This window comes from Paenibacillus sp. SRL342 (assembly GCF_984798905.1).
Genome location: NZ_OZ481790.1, coordinates 5872224 through 5887851, shown reverse-complemented (window position 1 = coordinate 5887851; position 15628 = coordinate 5872224). Strand labels below are relative to the sequence as shown.

General features: G+C 46.2%; 19 protein-coding genes and 1 other annotated feature. Of the genes, 10 read left to right on the top strand and 9 right to left on the bottom strand.

The window, feature by feature from the left end:
- Positions 1-145: 145 nt before the first annotated feature.
- On the bottom strand, positions 146-1216 hold the full coding sequence (locus AC4E8D_RS25960) for a M23 family metallopeptidase (protein ID WP_339305590.1): 1071 nt from the start codon (positions 1214-1216) through the stop codon (positions 146-148).
- A 240-nt stretch (positions 1217-1456) separates the two neighbouring features.
- On the opposite strand from AC4E8D_RS25960, the gene lipA reads away from it, so the two are divergent.
- Both lipA and AC4E8D_RS25950 read left to right on the top strand, forming a co-directional pair.
- Entirely contained in the window at positions 1457-2356 is a 900-nt protein-coding gene (lipA, locus tag AC4E8D_RS25955; RefSeq protein ID WP_017692371.1) for a lipoyl synthase, read from the top strand.
- Positions 2357-2370: 14 nt separating this feature from the next.
- On the top strand, positions 2371-2790 hold the full coding sequence (locus AC4E8D_RS25950) for a YutD family protein (RefSeq protein ID WP_490205374.1): 420 nt from the start codon (positions 2371-2373) through the stop codon (positions 2788-2790).
- A gap of 28 nt (positions 2791-2818) precedes the next feature.
- On the opposite strand, the gene AC4E8D_RS25945 is transcribed toward AC4E8D_RS25950, so the two are convergent.
- On the bottom strand, positions 2819-3622 hold the full coding sequence (locus tag AC4E8D_RS25945; RefSeq protein ID WP_036673293.1) for an NAD kinase: 804 nt from the start codon (positions 3620-3622) through the stop codon (positions 2819-2821).
- A gap of 104 nt (positions 3623-3726) precedes the next feature.
- Entirely contained in the window at positions 3727-4980 is a 1254-nt protein-coding gene (gene ylbJ / locus AC4E8D_RS25940; RefSeq protein ID WP_339305587.1) for a sporulation integral membrane protein YlbJ, read from the bottom strand.
- A gap of 152 nt (positions 4981-5132) precedes the next feature.
- Between ylbJ and AC4E8D_RS25935 the strand changes: the two genes are divergently transcribed.
- The 3 genes from AC4E8D_RS25935 to AC4E8D_RS25925 all read left to right on the top strand — a co-directional run bounded on the left by AC4E8D_RS25935 (position 5133) and on the right by AC4E8D_RS25925 (position 6692).
- Positions 5133-5297, top strand: coding sequence for a hypothetical protein (locus tag AC4E8D_RS25935; protein WP_155984997.1), 165 nt, complete (start codon positions 5133-5135; stop codon positions 5295-5297).
- A 242-nt stretch (positions 5298-5539) separates the two neighbouring features.
- Positions 5540-5917: a globin domain-containing protein gene (locus AC4E8D_RS25930; protein WP_036605723.1), complete on the top strand. Its 378-nt coding sequence runs from the start codon at positions 5540-5542 to the stop codon at positions 5915-5917.
- Between the two features lie 43 nt (positions 5918-5960).
- Positions 5961-6692, top strand: a complete 732-nt coding sequence (locus AC4E8D_RS25925; protein ID WP_076254604.1) for a DUF2225 domain-containing protein — start codon at positions 5961-5963, stop codon at positions 6690-6692.
- A 12-nt stretch (positions 6693-6704) separates the two neighbouring features.
- Here AC4E8D_RS25925 and AC4E8D_RS25920 read toward each other — a convergent pair whose 3' ends face one another.
- Both AC4E8D_RS25920 and AC4E8D_RS25915 read right to left on the bottom strand, forming a co-directional pair.
- Positions 6705-6938 (bottom strand): hypothetical protein, encoded by a 234-nt coding sequence (locus AC4E8D_RS25920; RefSeq protein ID WP_017692378.1) that lies wholly within the window; start codon positions 6936-6938, stop codon positions 6705-6707.
- Positions 6935-7105 (bottom strand): YycC family protein, encoded by a 171-nt coding sequence (locus AC4E8D_RS25915; protein WP_074096390.1) that lies wholly within the window; start codon positions 7103-7105, stop codon positions 6935-6937. Before AC4E8D_RS25915 ends, AC4E8D_RS25920 begins: the two co-directional genes overlap by 4 nt.
- A gap of 118 nt (positions 7106-7223) precedes the next feature.
- Between AC4E8D_RS25915 and AC4E8D_RS25910 the strand changes: the two genes are divergently transcribed.
- Both AC4E8D_RS25910 and AC4E8D_RS25905 read left to right on the top strand, forming a co-directional pair.
- Positions 7224-9023 carry a M3 family oligoendopeptidase gene (locus AC4E8D_RS25910; protein WP_339305584.1) on the top strand — a complete coding sequence of 600 codons (1800 nt, stop codon included), beginning with the start codon at positions 7224-7226 and terminating at the stop codon, positions 9021-9023.
- Between the two features lie 274 nt (positions 9024-9297).
- On the top strand, positions 9298-9708 hold the full coding sequence (locus AC4E8D_RS25905; RefSeq protein ID WP_221823612.1) for an O-methyltransferase: 411 nt from the start codon (positions 9298-9300) through the stop codon (positions 9706-9708).
- A gap of 79 nt (positions 9709-9787) precedes the next feature.
- On the opposite strand, the gene AC4E8D_RS25900 is transcribed toward AC4E8D_RS25905, so the two are convergent.
- Together AC4E8D_RS25900 and AC4E8D_RS25895 are read right to left on the bottom strand one after the other, a co-directional pair.
- On the bottom strand, positions 9788-10021 hold the full coding sequence (locus AC4E8D_RS25900) for an alpha/beta-type small acid-soluble spore protein (protein WP_076211017.1): 234 nt from the start codon (positions 10019-10021) through the stop codon (positions 9788-9790).
- A 193-nt stretch (positions 10022-10214) separates the two neighbouring features.
- Positions 10215-11189: an aldose 1-epimerase gene (locus tag AC4E8D_RS25895; RefSeq protein ID WP_036673298.1), complete on the bottom strand. Its 975-nt coding sequence runs from the start codon at positions 11187-11189 to the stop codon at positions 10215-10217.
- Between the two features lie 245 nt (positions 11190-11434).
- Positions 11435-11702: a binding site (T-box leader), on the top strand.
- 73 nt (positions 11703-11775) lie between these two features.
- Between AC4E8D_RS25895 and trpS the strand changes: the two genes are divergently transcribed.
- Positions 11776-12768 (top strand): tryptophan--tRNA ligase, encoded by a 993-nt coding sequence (trpS, locus tag AC4E8D_RS25890; protein WP_221823610.1) that lies wholly within the window; start codon positions 11776-11778, stop codon positions 12766-12768.
- 123 nt (positions 12769-12891) lie between these two features.
- Here the strand turns inward: trpS and AC4E8D_RS25885 are convergent, their stop codons facing one another.
- Positions 12892-13092, bottom strand: a complete 201-nt coding sequence (locus AC4E8D_RS25885) for a hypothetical protein (protein ID WP_221823608.1) — start codon at positions 13090-13092, stop codon at positions 12892-12894.
- 120 nt (positions 13093-13212) lie between these two features.
- Here AC4E8D_RS25885 and AC4E8D_RS25880 point away from each other — a divergent pair, with 120 nt between their 5' ends.
- Positions 13213-13434, top strand: a complete 222-nt coding sequence (locus AC4E8D_RS25880) for an alpha/beta-type small acid-soluble spore protein (protein WP_056702318.1) — start codon at positions 13213-13215, stop codon at positions 13432-13434.
- Between the two features lie 115 nt (positions 13435-13549).
- Here AC4E8D_RS25880 and AC4E8D_RS25875 read toward each other — a convergent pair whose 3' ends face one another.
- A complete protein-coding gene (locus tag AC4E8D_RS25875) occupies positions 13550-14530 on the bottom strand; it encodes a metal-dependent hydrolase (RefSeq protein WP_221823605.1) in 981 nt (326 codons plus the stop codon).
- A 424-nt stretch (positions 14531-14954) separates the two neighbouring features.
- Between AC4E8D_RS25875 and AC4E8D_RS25870 the strand changes: the two genes are divergently transcribed.
- Positions 14955-15566 (top strand): SCO family protein, encoded by a 612-nt coding sequence (locus tag AC4E8D_RS25870; RefSeq protein ID WP_076319831.1) that lies wholly within the window; start codon positions 14955-14957, stop codon positions 15564-15566.
- The last annotated feature ends 62 nt before the right edge of the window (positions 15567-15628 follow it).

Genomic DNA, 15628 nt, shown 5'->3' with positions numbered 1-15628 from the left:
GGGGCCTCTATTAAAGAGGTCCCTTTTTCGAATGCTTATCGTACTCTGAGCAGAAGAGAATCGACTTAATCCCGCCAATTTACAGGTTTGGGTCAAGACATGAGTTGTACTCAGAATGCTTCCACGTACGGAGCATATCCTCGTTTCACTTACTTTTCTTGCTCTTTTGTTTGCGTTCATCCTGTTCCCAATGTTTCAGCTGTGGATAAGGATCGAACGACCATTCGTGCAGTCCGCTGTCCCGGTAGATCCCATAGTGCAGATGAGGAGGGAATTTGCCCTGTGTCCCAGGTTTCCCGTAACCCGAACTGCCAACCCAACCTACGACCTGACCGGGGATAACCACTTCACCGATGCGTGCACTTTTGTCAAAACCCGATAGGTGGGCGTAGTAATGATAATGGTTGTTCAAATCCCGAATTCCGATGCGCCAGCCGCCAAACGGGTTCCAGCCTTTGATCTCCACGACTCCGTAACAGGTACTGCGCACAGGCAGGCCATGCGGAGCGAAAATATCTGTTCCCTCATGAATGCGATAACCGCCCCAGCTTCTTTTCGTTCCCCAGGTACTGCGATAGGAGTAGTTGGTTCCGAGCGGGACCGGAAAGGCATGTCCGAATAGATCCAGATTGTCAAAATGCTCATATAACTTCGCGAATTGCTGTATCCGTTGCACAGCACGGGAGTTGTGATAATATTCCCACAAGGCAATGTTGAAGTCCTCTTGCTTGTTTCCGTAACCTTGAATAACAGAAGCCATGCTGTACAGCACATCCTGATCATTGTTGGCATCTGCTTTACCGTCTCCTGAACCATCACGTCCATATCCTTTGAAAAAAAGAATGGATTCCGGATGTTGATCCGTCTCATCGGGATTTAACCATCCTCTCCAGGCCGGAGGGGTCATGAAGATACCTGTAAGCCGTTCTGGATGCTTGCGATCCTTTGGGTGTGCACGAGTAATCGTTCGTTCATACTGATCAATTGCGGCAAGCCTGTACCAGGGAATCTGTGTCATCTGACCAATGGTTTCATATAAATGGCGACGTGCAGCAAAAATTTCTGCGGGTTTTAACTCGGCAGCCTGTGGTTTGGGAGCGGCCTCGGCGGGTTCACTGTAAACTTCAACAGGCAAGAATGGGAGAAGCAGAGTACCTGCAAGTAATGTTTTGATCCAAAAGCGGTATGTGTGCCTGAAGGTCAAGCGTTGTTGCACTGGGAAGCAGCCCCTTTCCATTAGAATGATACAAGGTACCCGATGAACCAAGCTAAAGGTTAGCGTTCTTCAAAAGTTCTCATTTTATCCATGTAAGCTCTTGGGGGGAATCGAATTATACAAATTGTCCATATCGGGCATGAATGCACAAGATGTGACAAATGGGGGTTTTTCCAGCGCTTTCATGGTATAATATGTTCCGAGCAACAGCCTAACTTCAGTAGAAAGAAGGTTTATGCATTGGCTAAACGTGTTAAAGAACCGAAGCCGGATTGGATTCGGATCAAATTGACAACCGGCGATAACTATCAGGAAATGAAAACGATGATGCGTTCCAAAACGCTGCATACGGTATGTGAGGAAGCGCGGTGTCCGAATATTTATGAATGCTGGGCCAATCGAACGGCCACTTTTATGATTTTGGGCGATATTTGCACAAGGGCATGCCGTTTTTGCGCGGTGAATACAGGCTTGCCAACGGAGCTTGATTTGCAGGAACCAGAACGTGTGGCGGAAGCAGCAGAGCAGATGAATCTGCAACACTGCGTAATTACAAGTGTAGCCCGTGACGATCTGAAAGATGGTGGAGCTACGATTTTTGCAGAGACGGTGAAGGCCGTACGGCGACGGTTGCCATTGTGCAGCGTTGAAGTACTCATTCCAGATTTTCTGGGCGATCGGGAATCTTTGCAGATTGTAATGGATGCCAAACCGGACATTCTGAATCACAATATTGAGACGGTTGAGCGGTTGTCAGACAAAGTGCGTGCCAAGGCAAAATATAAACGTTCACTGGAATTGCTTGCTCGTGCCAAAGAAATGCAACCTAACATCCCTACGAAATCAAGTATTATGCTTGGTGTAGGTGAGGAATATAATGAAATTTTATCAACAATGGATGATCTTCGTGCGGTGAACTGTGATATTATGACGATTGGTCAATATTTGCAGCCATCGGAGAAACATCTGTATGTTGAAAAGTATTATCCGCCAGAGGAGTTTGCTGCATTAAAACAGGAAGGATTAAAACGTGGATTCAGCCACGTCGAATCTGGCCCTATGGTACGCAGCTCCTACCATGCGCATGAACAGGTGAAATCGGCTACCAAACATGCTGAACAGGCGGCAACACACGCGTGATGGAGGATACCGGATTGGAAGAAGAAAAAAACACAGAACAGATTCAGGACCAACTTCAGGAACAGATCCAGGAGCCGGCTCAGGAATCGGTTGTTGAGTCAGTTGAAGAAAAGCCCAAAGAACCGGTCATTGTACAGATCGGCGGCAAAAATTATGGAATCGTCCAGAACCACAAAGAAGGCTGGAATCCAGAGGTTTTCCGTGATCGTTACAGTGAAGTGCTGGAGCGTTATGATTATATTATCGGGGACTGGGGTTATAGCCAGTTGAGGTTAAAAGGGTTTTACCGTGATAACCATCCAAAAGCGACAAAGGATTCCACAATCGCCAGTATGGTGGATTATATCAATGAATATTGTAACTTTGGCTGTGCGTACTTTGTGCTTCAGAAGAGCAAAGATCAACCTCAAGCCAAAGCAAAAAGCGGTTCCTGAGAAGGACCGCTTTTTTGGTGTGTTTATTTTAGTCAAGAAATGCCGTGCGAACCCGGTTCCAGAATGGATAAGGGCGGAAACGTGCGAAACTGACCTTGTGACTGGATACCTGACAACGGACGGAGATCAGATCCTCCACCATCACATTCACATGATCAATGGTCATCAGTAACCGCTGATCCTTGCGGGAGAAAATATCACAATGATGATGCTTGGGCAAAATAACCGGTGAACCAAGTGTCCGATAGACCCGGTTATTAATCGATGCAATCTCCGCAATCTGAATGGCCTCGATGGTTGGATGAACCATGGCACCCCCAAGGGCCTTGTTGTATGCCGTACTGCCTGATGGTGTGGATACACAGATGCCATCCCCACGGAACATCTCAAATGTCACATCGTTAATATCGACCTGGGCCACGACGGTACCGTCTACACCTTTTAACGTAAATTCATTAAGGGCGATGTAAGAGGAATTCCCTGACTTTTTCCGGATCTCAAGCTCCAATAGCGGGTATTGTACAATGCGTGGTTTGAGACGCTCCGGATCTCCCTTGCCACTCATCAGCCTGACTAATTCCCGTAATTCTTCCTTCTTCCAATCGGCGTAAAAGCCGAGATGGCCTGTATGAACCCCAACAAAAGCAATATCCGGAATACGGTCGATGAAATTGTGAAATGCCTGTAGCATCGTACCATCGCCCCCGATGGAGATAACAATCTCCGGCGATTCTGCATCCAGCTTGAACCCTTCTTCCTTCGCCAGCGCATGAAACTGCTGACTGAGATCAATCGATAACTGGTCTCCGCGGTCTTGAACATAGTATCTCAAGATGAAAGCTCCTTTGTGGTCATTATACTACCGATGATAATCAATTCCGCGGAAGAACACAACGTTTGGGCGCATATTCCGTTAAATATAGATGAATCGTTGACTTATTTTTTGGCATGTCGTCTAGGCTTGAGAATGGAACTTAATATCGCAAGGAATAACAACAACACGATGAGGCTTACAAAAACAATCATTCCGGATAAGAAAATCAGTCCCCAGTCCGGTGTATACGTTGATAACGATGGGATGAAACCGGGCTCCATAAGAACGGGTGAAGAGGAACGCCCCATCATGGGTGTCCACAACAGCAGGACCAGCACAGGTGCGATTAGGGCATGAATTGCTCTGGCAAATAGAAATGGACCGTATCTCATGGGTGTGTTGCTAAGAACACTCATGATCTGTGCATGGACGGATAATCCGCCCCAGGAGAGAACAAAGGCTGCAGCTGCTACTTTATAGACGAGTGGGATGGATGCCCCGGCACTCCCAGCCTCTTTGTTCCCCAGCGTTACTTCAAACAGCCCACCGACCAAGCTAGGAGATAGGGATGGAGGCAGTCCGCTATGTCGTAACAATTGCTCGGTTATCCCGTATAATCCGCCAAGCCAACCGGTCTGTACAAGCAGCTCCATCATGACCGAGAAGAATACAACCAGCCCTCCTACGATAATAATAAGGCGAAGGGATGAGGAGACTGCCTGGCGCAGCAGTTCACCGAATGCCCGTCCGTCAGCCTTTCTTGCTTCATGCATCGCATAGATGGCCCGGACCAGTCTGTTTCTAGGTATCTCCTCCGATGGAGATCCAGAAGAGATGTCTGGCTGTGAGCCTTTTGCTGTACCCCCGTAAAAACGCATGAGCATACCCACCAGAAAAGCTGCAGCGTAATGGCTCGCAACCAATACTGGAGCAATGGCGACATTATGGAAGAACCCAACCGATACCGCTCCAATCATGAAGATCGGATCGGATGATGTAGTGAAGGCAACGAGCCGTTCTCCTTCTTCCCGGGTAACCAGCTTTTGTTCCCATAACTGAGCGGTCAGTTTCGCCCCTGTAGGATAACCGGATGCACAGCTCACGGCAAATACAAAACCACCGCTTCCGGGAACACGAAACAATGGACGCATCAGTGGATTCAGCAAGGTACCTAGAAAATGAACAATGCCAAAGCCGAGCAGCAGCTCGGACAGCACCAAAAAAGGAAAAAGGGAGGGAAACAATACGTCCCACCAGATGGACAGTCCGCGTACACCCGCATGCCAGGTTTCCGCTGGATACAAGACCATTAACACACAAAGGATCAGGAGAGCGAGTGTGACCAGGACATGGGTGAGTCGTTGTGAAGCAGCCATGAATTCTTCTCCTTTATTTTTGGAATGGTCGATGTGCGGAAGTCTGTGATGTTATTGCCATCAATATATGAAAAAAAGTGGACAAACAGTACAAAATTATACGTAGAAAGCGCTTGCAAAAGTGGCTGTGTTTTTGAGTGATGTGTGCTAAAATGAGAAAAACGCCTGAACGTCACCTAATTGTCTCCAAGGTGGAATTCAATTCGGATGGAGTGATGATCATGAGTCTTGTCACCGGAATCCTGGTCTGTGCTTTTGTATATGTGATACGTGCCTCGCTTGTACGCTCTGAGGAAGAGGACTGGCGGAGTTATTAATGAAATATCTAGTGCGCCAACCCAAGCGGTTGGCGTTTTTTTGTGCTATTTTTGAAAAGGGTCCTATATACAGATGGCAGGTTACATGTCCTGATGATTTCATGTTATATAGGACTTTTTGGTTTTTTTTGATAGAATGGAGATAAAGGCTTTTGTGGCCTGGATATTGTTACTGTTTTCACAATGTTCACGGAACGTGTAATATATGGCAAAATTCGACATCAGAAAGGGGAATCAGACGAATGAATCCCAGTTTGAGTATTTATGACAATCTTGGCGGTGAGAAAGGTGTTCGCGCACTGGTCGAGGCCTTTTATCCGATCGTTCAGCAGAATGAGCAGCTGGCTCCGCTTTTCCCGGAAGATATTCAGCCGGTCATCGACAAGCAGTATATGTTTTTGTCTCAGTTTTTTGGGGGCCCAGGGCTGTTTTCCGAGGCGTTTGGACATCCGATGATGCGTGCCCGTCATATGCATTTTGAAGTGACGGTTGAACGGGCTGAGGCTTGGCTTGCATGTATGGATCAAGCCTTAACACAGATTGGTGTGGAGGAGCCCTTGCATTCGTTTATCCTGCAGCGTTTATCCGGGCCTGCACATCATTTTGTGAATACACCATAGTTCCGAATATGATTACGAGCGTACGGGAGAGGGATGGAAAAGATTGGAATTAGAGCCGCTGTATAAGGTGAAAGTCACCTGCCATTATTGCGAAACCGAGTATGAAACCTCACGGGTAAGACCGAGTTTGAAAAGGCCATACCGGACGGATTCGGATTTTTGTGCTTACTACAAGCTGGAGAATCCAGATTTTTATGTGGTTCGCATCTGTCCTCAGTGCGGGTTTGCCACGACGGAGAACGCAACGGAGCATTTAAATGATGCTCAGCGCAAGGCTTTTAAGGAACAGATCGGTAACCGCTGGGTTAAACGTGATTATAGCGGAGCACGAACACTGGAACAGGCGTTGGCAACGTACAAGCTTGCCTTGCTGTGCGCACAGGTTATCCAGGAGAAAGATCGTGTCGTCGCTGGTCTGTTGCATCATATAGCTTGGTTGTATCGTTATATGGAGGACCATGCACAGGAACATCGTTTTCTTGAATTTAGCCTGGAAGCCTATGTGAAGGTGTTCGAACGTGAAGGAACGGGTGGCAATGAAGCCAAACTGTTGTATTTGCTCGGGGAATTGAACCGCAGGGTAGGACGGTTTAATGAAGCAGTGCAATGGTTCAGCAAGGTCATTCATGACAAGCGGATCACAGATGCGGCCATGATTCGTGCTTCAAGGGAACAGTGGGCCGTGCTGCGTGAGCAGATGATTTCAAGTAAGTTGGAACTCCCTGAAGAGATGCTGGAAACAGACAAAGAGGCTGCGAAGCGCAGCCCCCTCTAAGTTGATCTTACATTAGTTACGGACAGGACGGCTGGATAACAAATAGTCACTGTCGTTGTCGATCACGGTCATGCTTGTATTACAGCAGGGAAATACCAGTAATTTCTTTTTGCCTTCGCGAATGAGCACAAGCTCTTTTGGTTTGAGGGGGAGCAGCACGTTGCTTGCATGACAGTAGGGACATTGCTGTACATAGATGTCTCCCATCACAATATCGTAAGGCCAGCTGTTCTCAAACGGAATCATTCTTGTTCGCCTTCTGGTGCGGAAGGTTTGGAGGTTTCTTGTTTGGCGAGTTCCGCAATCTTCTGCATCAGGATATGTTGGGGCATGTGCATCAGGTGCTCCAAAGGTACGCCCAGGGATTCTGCTAATTTGACGGCTGTATCAGCCGATACTTGTAAAGGTTTCATACGTTTACCTCCTGAAAGTTACTATAAGTATTTCTCTAGTATAGAGATATGGCACACAGAAAACCAGTTTTTAATTCAATCCTAACCATCCAATTTATAGAGAGAGGTGCCTTATTAAATGAAAACGCCATTACACCCCGTATGGGATCTGGAGTCCATTTTTAGTGGAGGTTCTTCCTCCGAGACATTCGCTGCGTATCTGATTGAACTGGAAGAGGATGTACGTAAACTGCAACATCTGTTGAACGAAACACCTGCACCGACTTCATTAGAAGAGACGGCTGCATTTGATCCGATTTTGGAACTGCTGCAAAGCTGTTATATCCGCATATCGGAAGGTTCTGCGTTTGTATCCTGCCTCTCATCGCAAAACCAGAAGGACAAAAAGGCAACCCAGCTTCAGGGCGCTATCAGTTCTATTGCAGCGATGCTGAACGGCAGCAAATCGAAGTTCGATAATACACTCAGTCAGACATCGGATTCGGTGTGGGATGCCTGGATTGCTCGGGAAGATATTAAGCCGCTGGCATTTGTACTGAACGAGAGTCGCACGCTGGCTCGTGAGAAGCTGTCGCCTGAACTGGAAGGTCTTGCTCTGGATCTGGGTGTAGATGGTTACCATGGTTGGGGCAAATTCTACAACACGATTGTCAGCAAGGTGAACATTCCATTTGAGCAAGATGGGGAAACGGTGATGCTCTCCGCAGGACAGGCTGCCAACAAGCTGAGCGATAGTGATCGGAATGTACGCGAGACGGTATTCGCAAACTGGGAGCAGGCTTGGACCGATGTCGAAGATTTCTGCGCTGACACGCTGAATCACCTCGCGGGATTCCGTCTGAAGTTATATGAGAAACGTGGCTGGGATGATATCCTCAAAGAACCTCTGGCCATCAACCGGATGTCACGTCAGACACTGGATACGATGTGGGATGTGATTAACGGTGCCAAACCTGCGCTTGTTCAATATCTGGAGCGCAAGGCAGAACTGCTGGGGGTAGACAAGCTCAGCTGGAGCGACGTAGATGCACCTGTAGGTAAATCGAGTGGCAAAATCACTTACGATGAGGCAGCCATCAATATTGTTGAGCAGTTTGCCAAGTTCAGTCCTAAACTTTCCTCGTTTGCAGAGATGGCTTTTGAGAAACGCTGGATCGAAGCAGAAGACCGTCCTGGCAAGCGTCCAGGTGGATTCTGTACGTCTTTGCCACTTAGCAAAGCAACTCGAATTTTTATGACCTTCTCTGGGACACCGTCTAATGTGTCGACCCTTGCGCATGAACTTGGTCATGGATATCATCAACACATTATGGAAGAGTTGCCTGCATTGAATCAACGTTATGCGATGAATGTGGCTGAGACAGCTTCCACGTTTGCTGAACTGATTGTAGCAGATGCCCTGGTGCAGGCGGCAACAGATGAGCAAGAGAAGCTGGCTTTGCTGGAAGACAAGATACAGCGAAGTGTGGCTTTCTTTATGAACATCCATGCCCGGTTCCTGTTTGAGAATCGTTTCTATGAACAACGCAAAAAAGGCTTGGTCAGCGCGGATGAATTATCCAAATTAATGGTGGAGGCGCAGCAGGAAGCGTTCTGCGGTGCACTTGCATCAGATCACCCTCATTTCTGGGCATCCAAACTGCACTTCTATCTAACTGGTGTACCGTTCTATAATTTCCCATACACGTTCGGTTATATGTTCAGTGCGGGAATCTATGCAAGAGCGCAGCAGGAAGGTACAGCATTTGCAGATAAATATGATGATTTGTTGCGGGATACAGGGCGTATGACGGTCGAAGAACTTGCTCAGAAACATCTGGGTACCGACCTGACACAACCGGAATTCTGGCAAAATGCTGCGGACTTGGTTATTGCCGATATTGAGCAGTTTCTACAGATGACAGCAACCCAAAAATAGGTTGAACATATATAAAAAGGCTGAAATCCCGTGTTAACAGACACTGGATTCCAGCCTTTTTTTGTACAGAATCCTCATTTTCGATTCTCGAAGATTTTGTCGTAATTAAGTGAAAAAGCTCAGTTTAAGGAAGTGAAATGGCAATTAATTGTGCAAATCATAGTTAGAAATACCCAACTTTGCCGTTCTTTGTTGAATGAGCACATATGATGTCATATAATGAGTCGTAAGTCCTTGATGTATAGGACTATAAGCATATAAGGAGAGTGTTAATATGAAAATTAATGAGCTTTCATTAGCGAGACAGTTGGATCTGGTATTCAAAGAACTTGATCATGAGTTATCAGGGTTAGATTCAGGGGGAGTTTTTGTGCAAATACGAAATAACGTAATTGGGAAATTCGGTATTCGACATAATCCGATAGCTGGACGAGATGGGCAGATGGATGTGGAGGAAGGGGGGCTAAACGAAACCCAGAGAAATTCTTTCCGGGCAATGGCATTGGAGACGTTGAAATTCAAACGCAATTGGACACATGGCGAAATATCGTACGATTTCACAGTAAGACAAGGTATGATTTTGGTAGATGCAACGATGGAGTCTAATTACAATATGGCAAGCTTGATGATTCGTTACCCTAGAACCAATACATACAAGGATTCAGATATGGAGTCGACCTCATAATTAGTTACACAAGAGAAAGCGGCACTTCCGAAGAAGGCCGCTTTTGTTTTTTAACGCTACTTAAGCATTAATTACGAGCTTACGAACGACCCGATAATTGCTGCTCAGCGATTTGTACCAGACGTTTAGTGATGTATCCACCCAGAGAACCTGTCTCACGGGAAGTATAGTTACCGTAGTAACCATCTTGTGGAATCGTTACACCCAGCTCTTGTGCTGCTTCCATTTTCAATTGTTGCAATGCAGCATTTGCTTGGGGAACGACCAGGTTGTTGGAGCGGCTACCGCTACCTTGGTTTTGACTTCCGTACATATGTGTCACCTCCTTATGGCTTGGTGATGTTAGTATGGTTAGAGAATAAGGAAATATACATGATATGGCGTAAGGGAAAATATGGATAACTACAGAGCGCAGGGCACATAAAAAAGCCGACCCAATGCGGGTCGACAAGTTGTATTTGGATATCAAAATATAGGGTGATATGCGTAAAAGATGATCAGCTCGCTTAGTCTGTAGGAGGTATAACCTCAATACGTGTAAATAACTCAACAGGCTGTTCCGGTTCCAAACGAATCAACCCGGTTTGTTCATCCGATAAAGCCAAATTAGGTGCATCCGGGAGCCAAGTGTACGGTTCAATGCACAAGAACTGATCGGATTCACCTTTGGTAAAGAGAACCCAATGTTTGAAAAATGCTTCATCTGCTGAATATTTCAATGTATATCCATCTTGCCTGCGTAAGTAAGCCGTAGCCGGTTCACCTTCGGTAGCTTTCAACAGGGTATCCCAGTTACGTCCCTGCAAATTGATGCCTTCGTTCAGAGCAGACCATTCACCCAGGGATTCCAGTTCACCTGTCGGTAGTTGTTCTTCATTCTGTCCGTATATTCCGGAAACAGGCAGTTGCAGTGTCCAGTCGGCAGGTTTGCCGTCTAACAAAAACCATGTATGATATCCCATCCCGAATGGAGCAGGTGTTGAGCTCAGATTGGTGACTCGCAGACGCTGGCTAAACACAGCGTTTTGCAGACTGAACGTCATCTCAAGTTTCAGGGGAATCGGGAATTGAGCCATCCAATGCTCTTCATTTTCGGTCAGTAATTCAGTCGTAATTGCACAGCCGTCTTCATCTTCCTCAATGTCACTGACACACCAGGATTGGGTACGGTGGAGACCGTGAATATGGTTGTCATTCGCCGTGTTCTGATCGAACTGGTAACGAACACCTTCATATTCGAATTGTCCACGATGAATGCGCCCTGGTGGAATCAGAAGAGGAACGCCAAAATGGTACGGCTTCTGCAGATAAAAGGCAAGATCGTCTTCATCCGGACGGCGGACGACATCTCTGTCCTGCACTAAATCGCGAATAGAAATAATATTATTTCCAAGACGCGGCAGCAGGGTGATTTCCAATTCACGGCTATGTAGGATATACGTGTCGTAACCATTCCATTGGCCTTTGGTCACTTGTTTCATATCGATGCTCCTTTTCCCACTTGAAATCTGTCTGCAAGCAGTCGTGATGAAGCTACTGCTGCAGGCGTGTCGTTGTGTACATGCCAGCTATTTCCTGCGCTATTTCGTGTGAAGCAGGCAACAGGATAAGCAATTCCATCATAACAGATTTTGATGTCTCGGGTAAAAAAGTTCAACTCATTTTGACATTCGCGCCTGTGCGCATTAAGATGGAACTCTGAAAGCATTTATTAGAATTGAATGACTTGAAATCGATGACAGGGATAAGTAGGCCAAGAGAATCCTCTTCAGAAAGCCGGTGGTTGATGTGAACCGGTGTGAGCTCTTTACCGAATGGACCCTTGAGTGTAGGTTTGAACAGGTTAAGCCAGAGATGGGCTTGCCCCACTAGAGTCTGCCGTATAATCCACGTTACGGAACAATGAAGGCATTTCATCGGCTTGACTTGATTCAGAGTCAGGAGCAATCGAAGAAATGCGAATAAGGGTGGCACCACGGTCTCACGTCCCTTGCGGATGTGGGGCCTTTTTGCGTTCGCAGAGAATAGCAGGAGTTTATATATATAATCAGGGAGGCGTTATGGGTAATGAAAACAGTACTTTCAGGTATTCAGCCAAGCGGTAAGCTCACATTGGGCAACTATATTGGTGCAATCAAAAATTTTGTAAAACTTCAGCATGACTATCAATGTCATTTCATGGTAGTTGATCTTCATGCCATCACCGTGGCTCAAGAGCCAGCAGCATTGCGTGAACAGTCGGAAGCAGTAGCTGCACTGTTTATTGCAGCAGGTATTGATCCGTCGAAATCTAACGTATTTTTGCAATCCCATGTACCGCAGCACGCAGAATTGGGCTGGTTGATGACAACGCTGACCTCCATGGGTGAGCTTGAACGGATGACTCAGTTTAAGGATAAATCATCCGGTAAAGATTCCGTTGGTGCGGGACTGTTCGTGTATCCATCATTAATGGCGGCTGATATTTTGTTATACAATGCTGACCTTGTGCCAGTAGGTGAGGACCAGAAGCAGCATCTGGAACTGACACGTGATCTGGCAGGCCGTTTTAATCACCGTTATGGAGAGTACTTCACCATTCCAGATCCGTATATTCCGCAGGTGGGTGCTCGGGTCATGTCACTTGATGATGCCTCTTCAAAGATGAGCAAAAGTAACCCTAACGCTGGCAGCTATATTGCCCTACTGGATCCGCCGGATGTGATTCGCAAAAAAATCAGTCGTGCCACAACGGATTCCGGGCGTGAAGTCGTATATGATCCGGCAAACAAACCGGAGGTCAGCAATCTGATGAGTATCTATGCTGAATGTGCAGGTATGACGCTTAAAGAAGTGGCTGAGCGTTATGAAGGCAAGATGTACGGTCCGTTCAAAAAGGAACTGGCTGAAGTGGTTGTATCTGTAATTGAACCGCTACAACAACGATATAATGAGATTCGTGAATCTGGCGAATTGTCGGATGTTCTGGATACGTCAGCCCGTCGTGCAGAAGAAGTTGCTGCTCAAACGTTGGATGCAGTGAAAGAACGTATGGGATTTGTTCCAAGACGTAAACAGTAGTCCTGAACAAGACCTTCATATTTCACGCAATGAATAGTTAACATGAATAAAGAGGAGCCCTATTGAAGGACTCCTCTTTATTTGTGCGTTCATTATTGAACTTTATTGAACTATATGACCCGCTTAAGAAGTGGGCTCTGAAACAGCCGATTGAACTTCCTGACGTTCTTTTTTGGCACGAATCACAAATCCCCAGCCAATGTTGGCGATGGACAGGACAAACAGTAGTGCAGCAAACCAACCGGAGTAGGAGATCATAATTGCTGAAACCGTTAACAAGATAATCGAAGAGAATGCGAACCATAGGGACAAGCCTTTACTCATTGGGAAAAACCTCCATCTACAAATTTAGTGAAATTCCGTATAACCTGAAGCCTACGAGCCATAATAATCTTGCAAGCTTGCAATACATTACAGACACAGATTGAAAGGAGATTATAAATTATGGCTCAAGGATCTCGTTCTTCAAACAACTTGGTGGTACCTCAAGCGACTGCAGCACTGCAACAATTGAAAATGGAGGCTGCACAGGAACTGGGTGTAACTATCCCACAAGACGGTTACTACGGTAACTACACTTCCCGTGAAACAGGATCTTTGGGTGGATATATCACCAAACGTCTGGTACAAATCGCTGAGCAGTCTCTGGCTGGGTCTGGCAAATAATTTATTTTAACCAACAGCAACAAACAGGATAAACAGAAAGCCCGGGGCGGAAACGCACCGGGCTTTCTCGCGTATCAGTTCCTAAGTTTGATTGTGCCTTGCCATGCTCACTTCGTCAAGGGCGTGCAGATAAAAGTTTTTTATCCATCTTCTCATCGCTTAACCAGCCTACATACGTATCAATCGTTTCAAAATTCCGATCCATCACAATCACAGCGACAAATGGATATTGTTTCCGGTGTCGATAACGTACATCTGCCCAGCGGACCTTGTACCCAGCAGGCAGTTCTTCAACCTCTGCCACTGCATAGGAGGTGAAATAGAGGAAGGCACTGACTTCCGGTGATTTGCGTGAAGCAGCAACGGCCGCATGAGTAGAAGAAGAGGCGTGCAGACTCCATACCAGATTAGAACCATCCATTTTACCGATCACATAACTGCCGTCCTCAACTCGTTTAACCACATGCCAGCGGTTCCAGGATATCGTTGGAATGACGATGTATCTTGCCTGCTCTGGGCTGTTGTCGAGACGTCTGACTTTTCTGACTGCTTGTGCACGAGCAATCGTTCGCCATATATAATATAAAGCGGTCAAACTATACAACGTAACGAAGAGTGGTGCAGGGGCGATCAGATCAAAGGCCCATAACAGGATAGCTATGACATGTGTAGTGAATAGAAACGGATCAAAAATATGAATGATGTTCCAGGCGATCCAGCGTTCCGTAAAAGGCCGGGCGGCTTGGGTTCCATAGGTGTTGAACAGATCGGTGAATACGTGAAAGCCTACGGCCACAGCGGTCCAGGTGGCAACGTGTCCAATAGGGACATCAGGGAATATCAGTGCAATGACGCCGGTGATGAGCAAAACCCATAACAGGAGAAATGGCAGAGAGTGTGACAAGCCCCGATGATTCCGGATGTAAAGCGAATTGCTTTTGAGACGTAAAGCAGTATCAATGTCAGGGGCCTGGGAACCGGCGATCGTGCCAATCATTACCGCAGCTGCAAGCATGGGACTCGCTGCGACGACAGGATCGACATAAGCCAGACCGGCTAGACCAATCCCCATGACAAAATGTGTAGAGGTATCCATAAACGTCTCCTTTGTGTGGTGTATCGTTCTAAGGCATATTACTTCTCTATCTAGGTGATACCCATATATAGTGTATAATATCCGTCTGTCAGGATGCAAAACATCCCTAATTTCAAATTTATGACAATAAACTGTATTATACCCAATAAATGTACGTAGTTTGTCAAACTATTTTGGTGTTTCCTATGATAAACTTTATATCGGATACTGAGAGAAGTTGCATCAGAGAATACGCGGTCGGATATGTTACATAAATATTTATGGGCATTGTTCCTTTTAACCGTTACAATAATATAGAATCTCATAAAAAGTAGGTTTCTTTGAATACATATGTCACAGTAGATGGATGAAGCGAAACAAAGGTGATTTTGGGTTCACATATGTATGCGTATTCATAAGAGAAGATACAGAAGGGACGAGGAAGATGCTGAAAAAGTACAAATGGACATGGATGCTGCTCGGGCTCGCACTGATAATGGCTGTGTATCTGATGTGGGGCACTGTATTTGCCAGTAAGGAAAAATTACCCGAGATTCGTGAAATCCAATCCTTTTCTATGGAAAATGTAGATGGCAGTACAGTATCACTGGAGGATACGCAAGGGAAAGTCCGCTTGTTCTACTTTTATTTCACCAGTTGTCCGGATGTCTGCCCGATTACGACCTTTACGTTATCTCAGGTGCAGGATCTGTTGAAAGAGGACGACACCTTTGGTAAAGATGTCTCATTTGTATCCATTTCATTCGACCCCAAAGTCGATACAAGAGAGAAGATTAAGACGTTTGCAGACCGTTTTCACGCGGATTATTCCGGATGGTACTTCTTGCGAGGGGATATGGACAAAACAAAACAGTTCGCCAGGGACTCATTCCAGATCTTGATCGAAGGGGAGAATAAGGACGATTTTGCCCATATGAACATGATCGGGTTGGTGGATGAGAATAACCAGCTGCGCAAGGTATATAACGCATTTAATACAGAGGACGTTGTGCCAGCTGTCATTGCTGAGGATATTCGCAATCTGATTAAGGAATAATCATCTGATACTCATATTGTAAAGGCTGCCTTGGATATCAACCCAAGGCAGCCTTTTGGTAT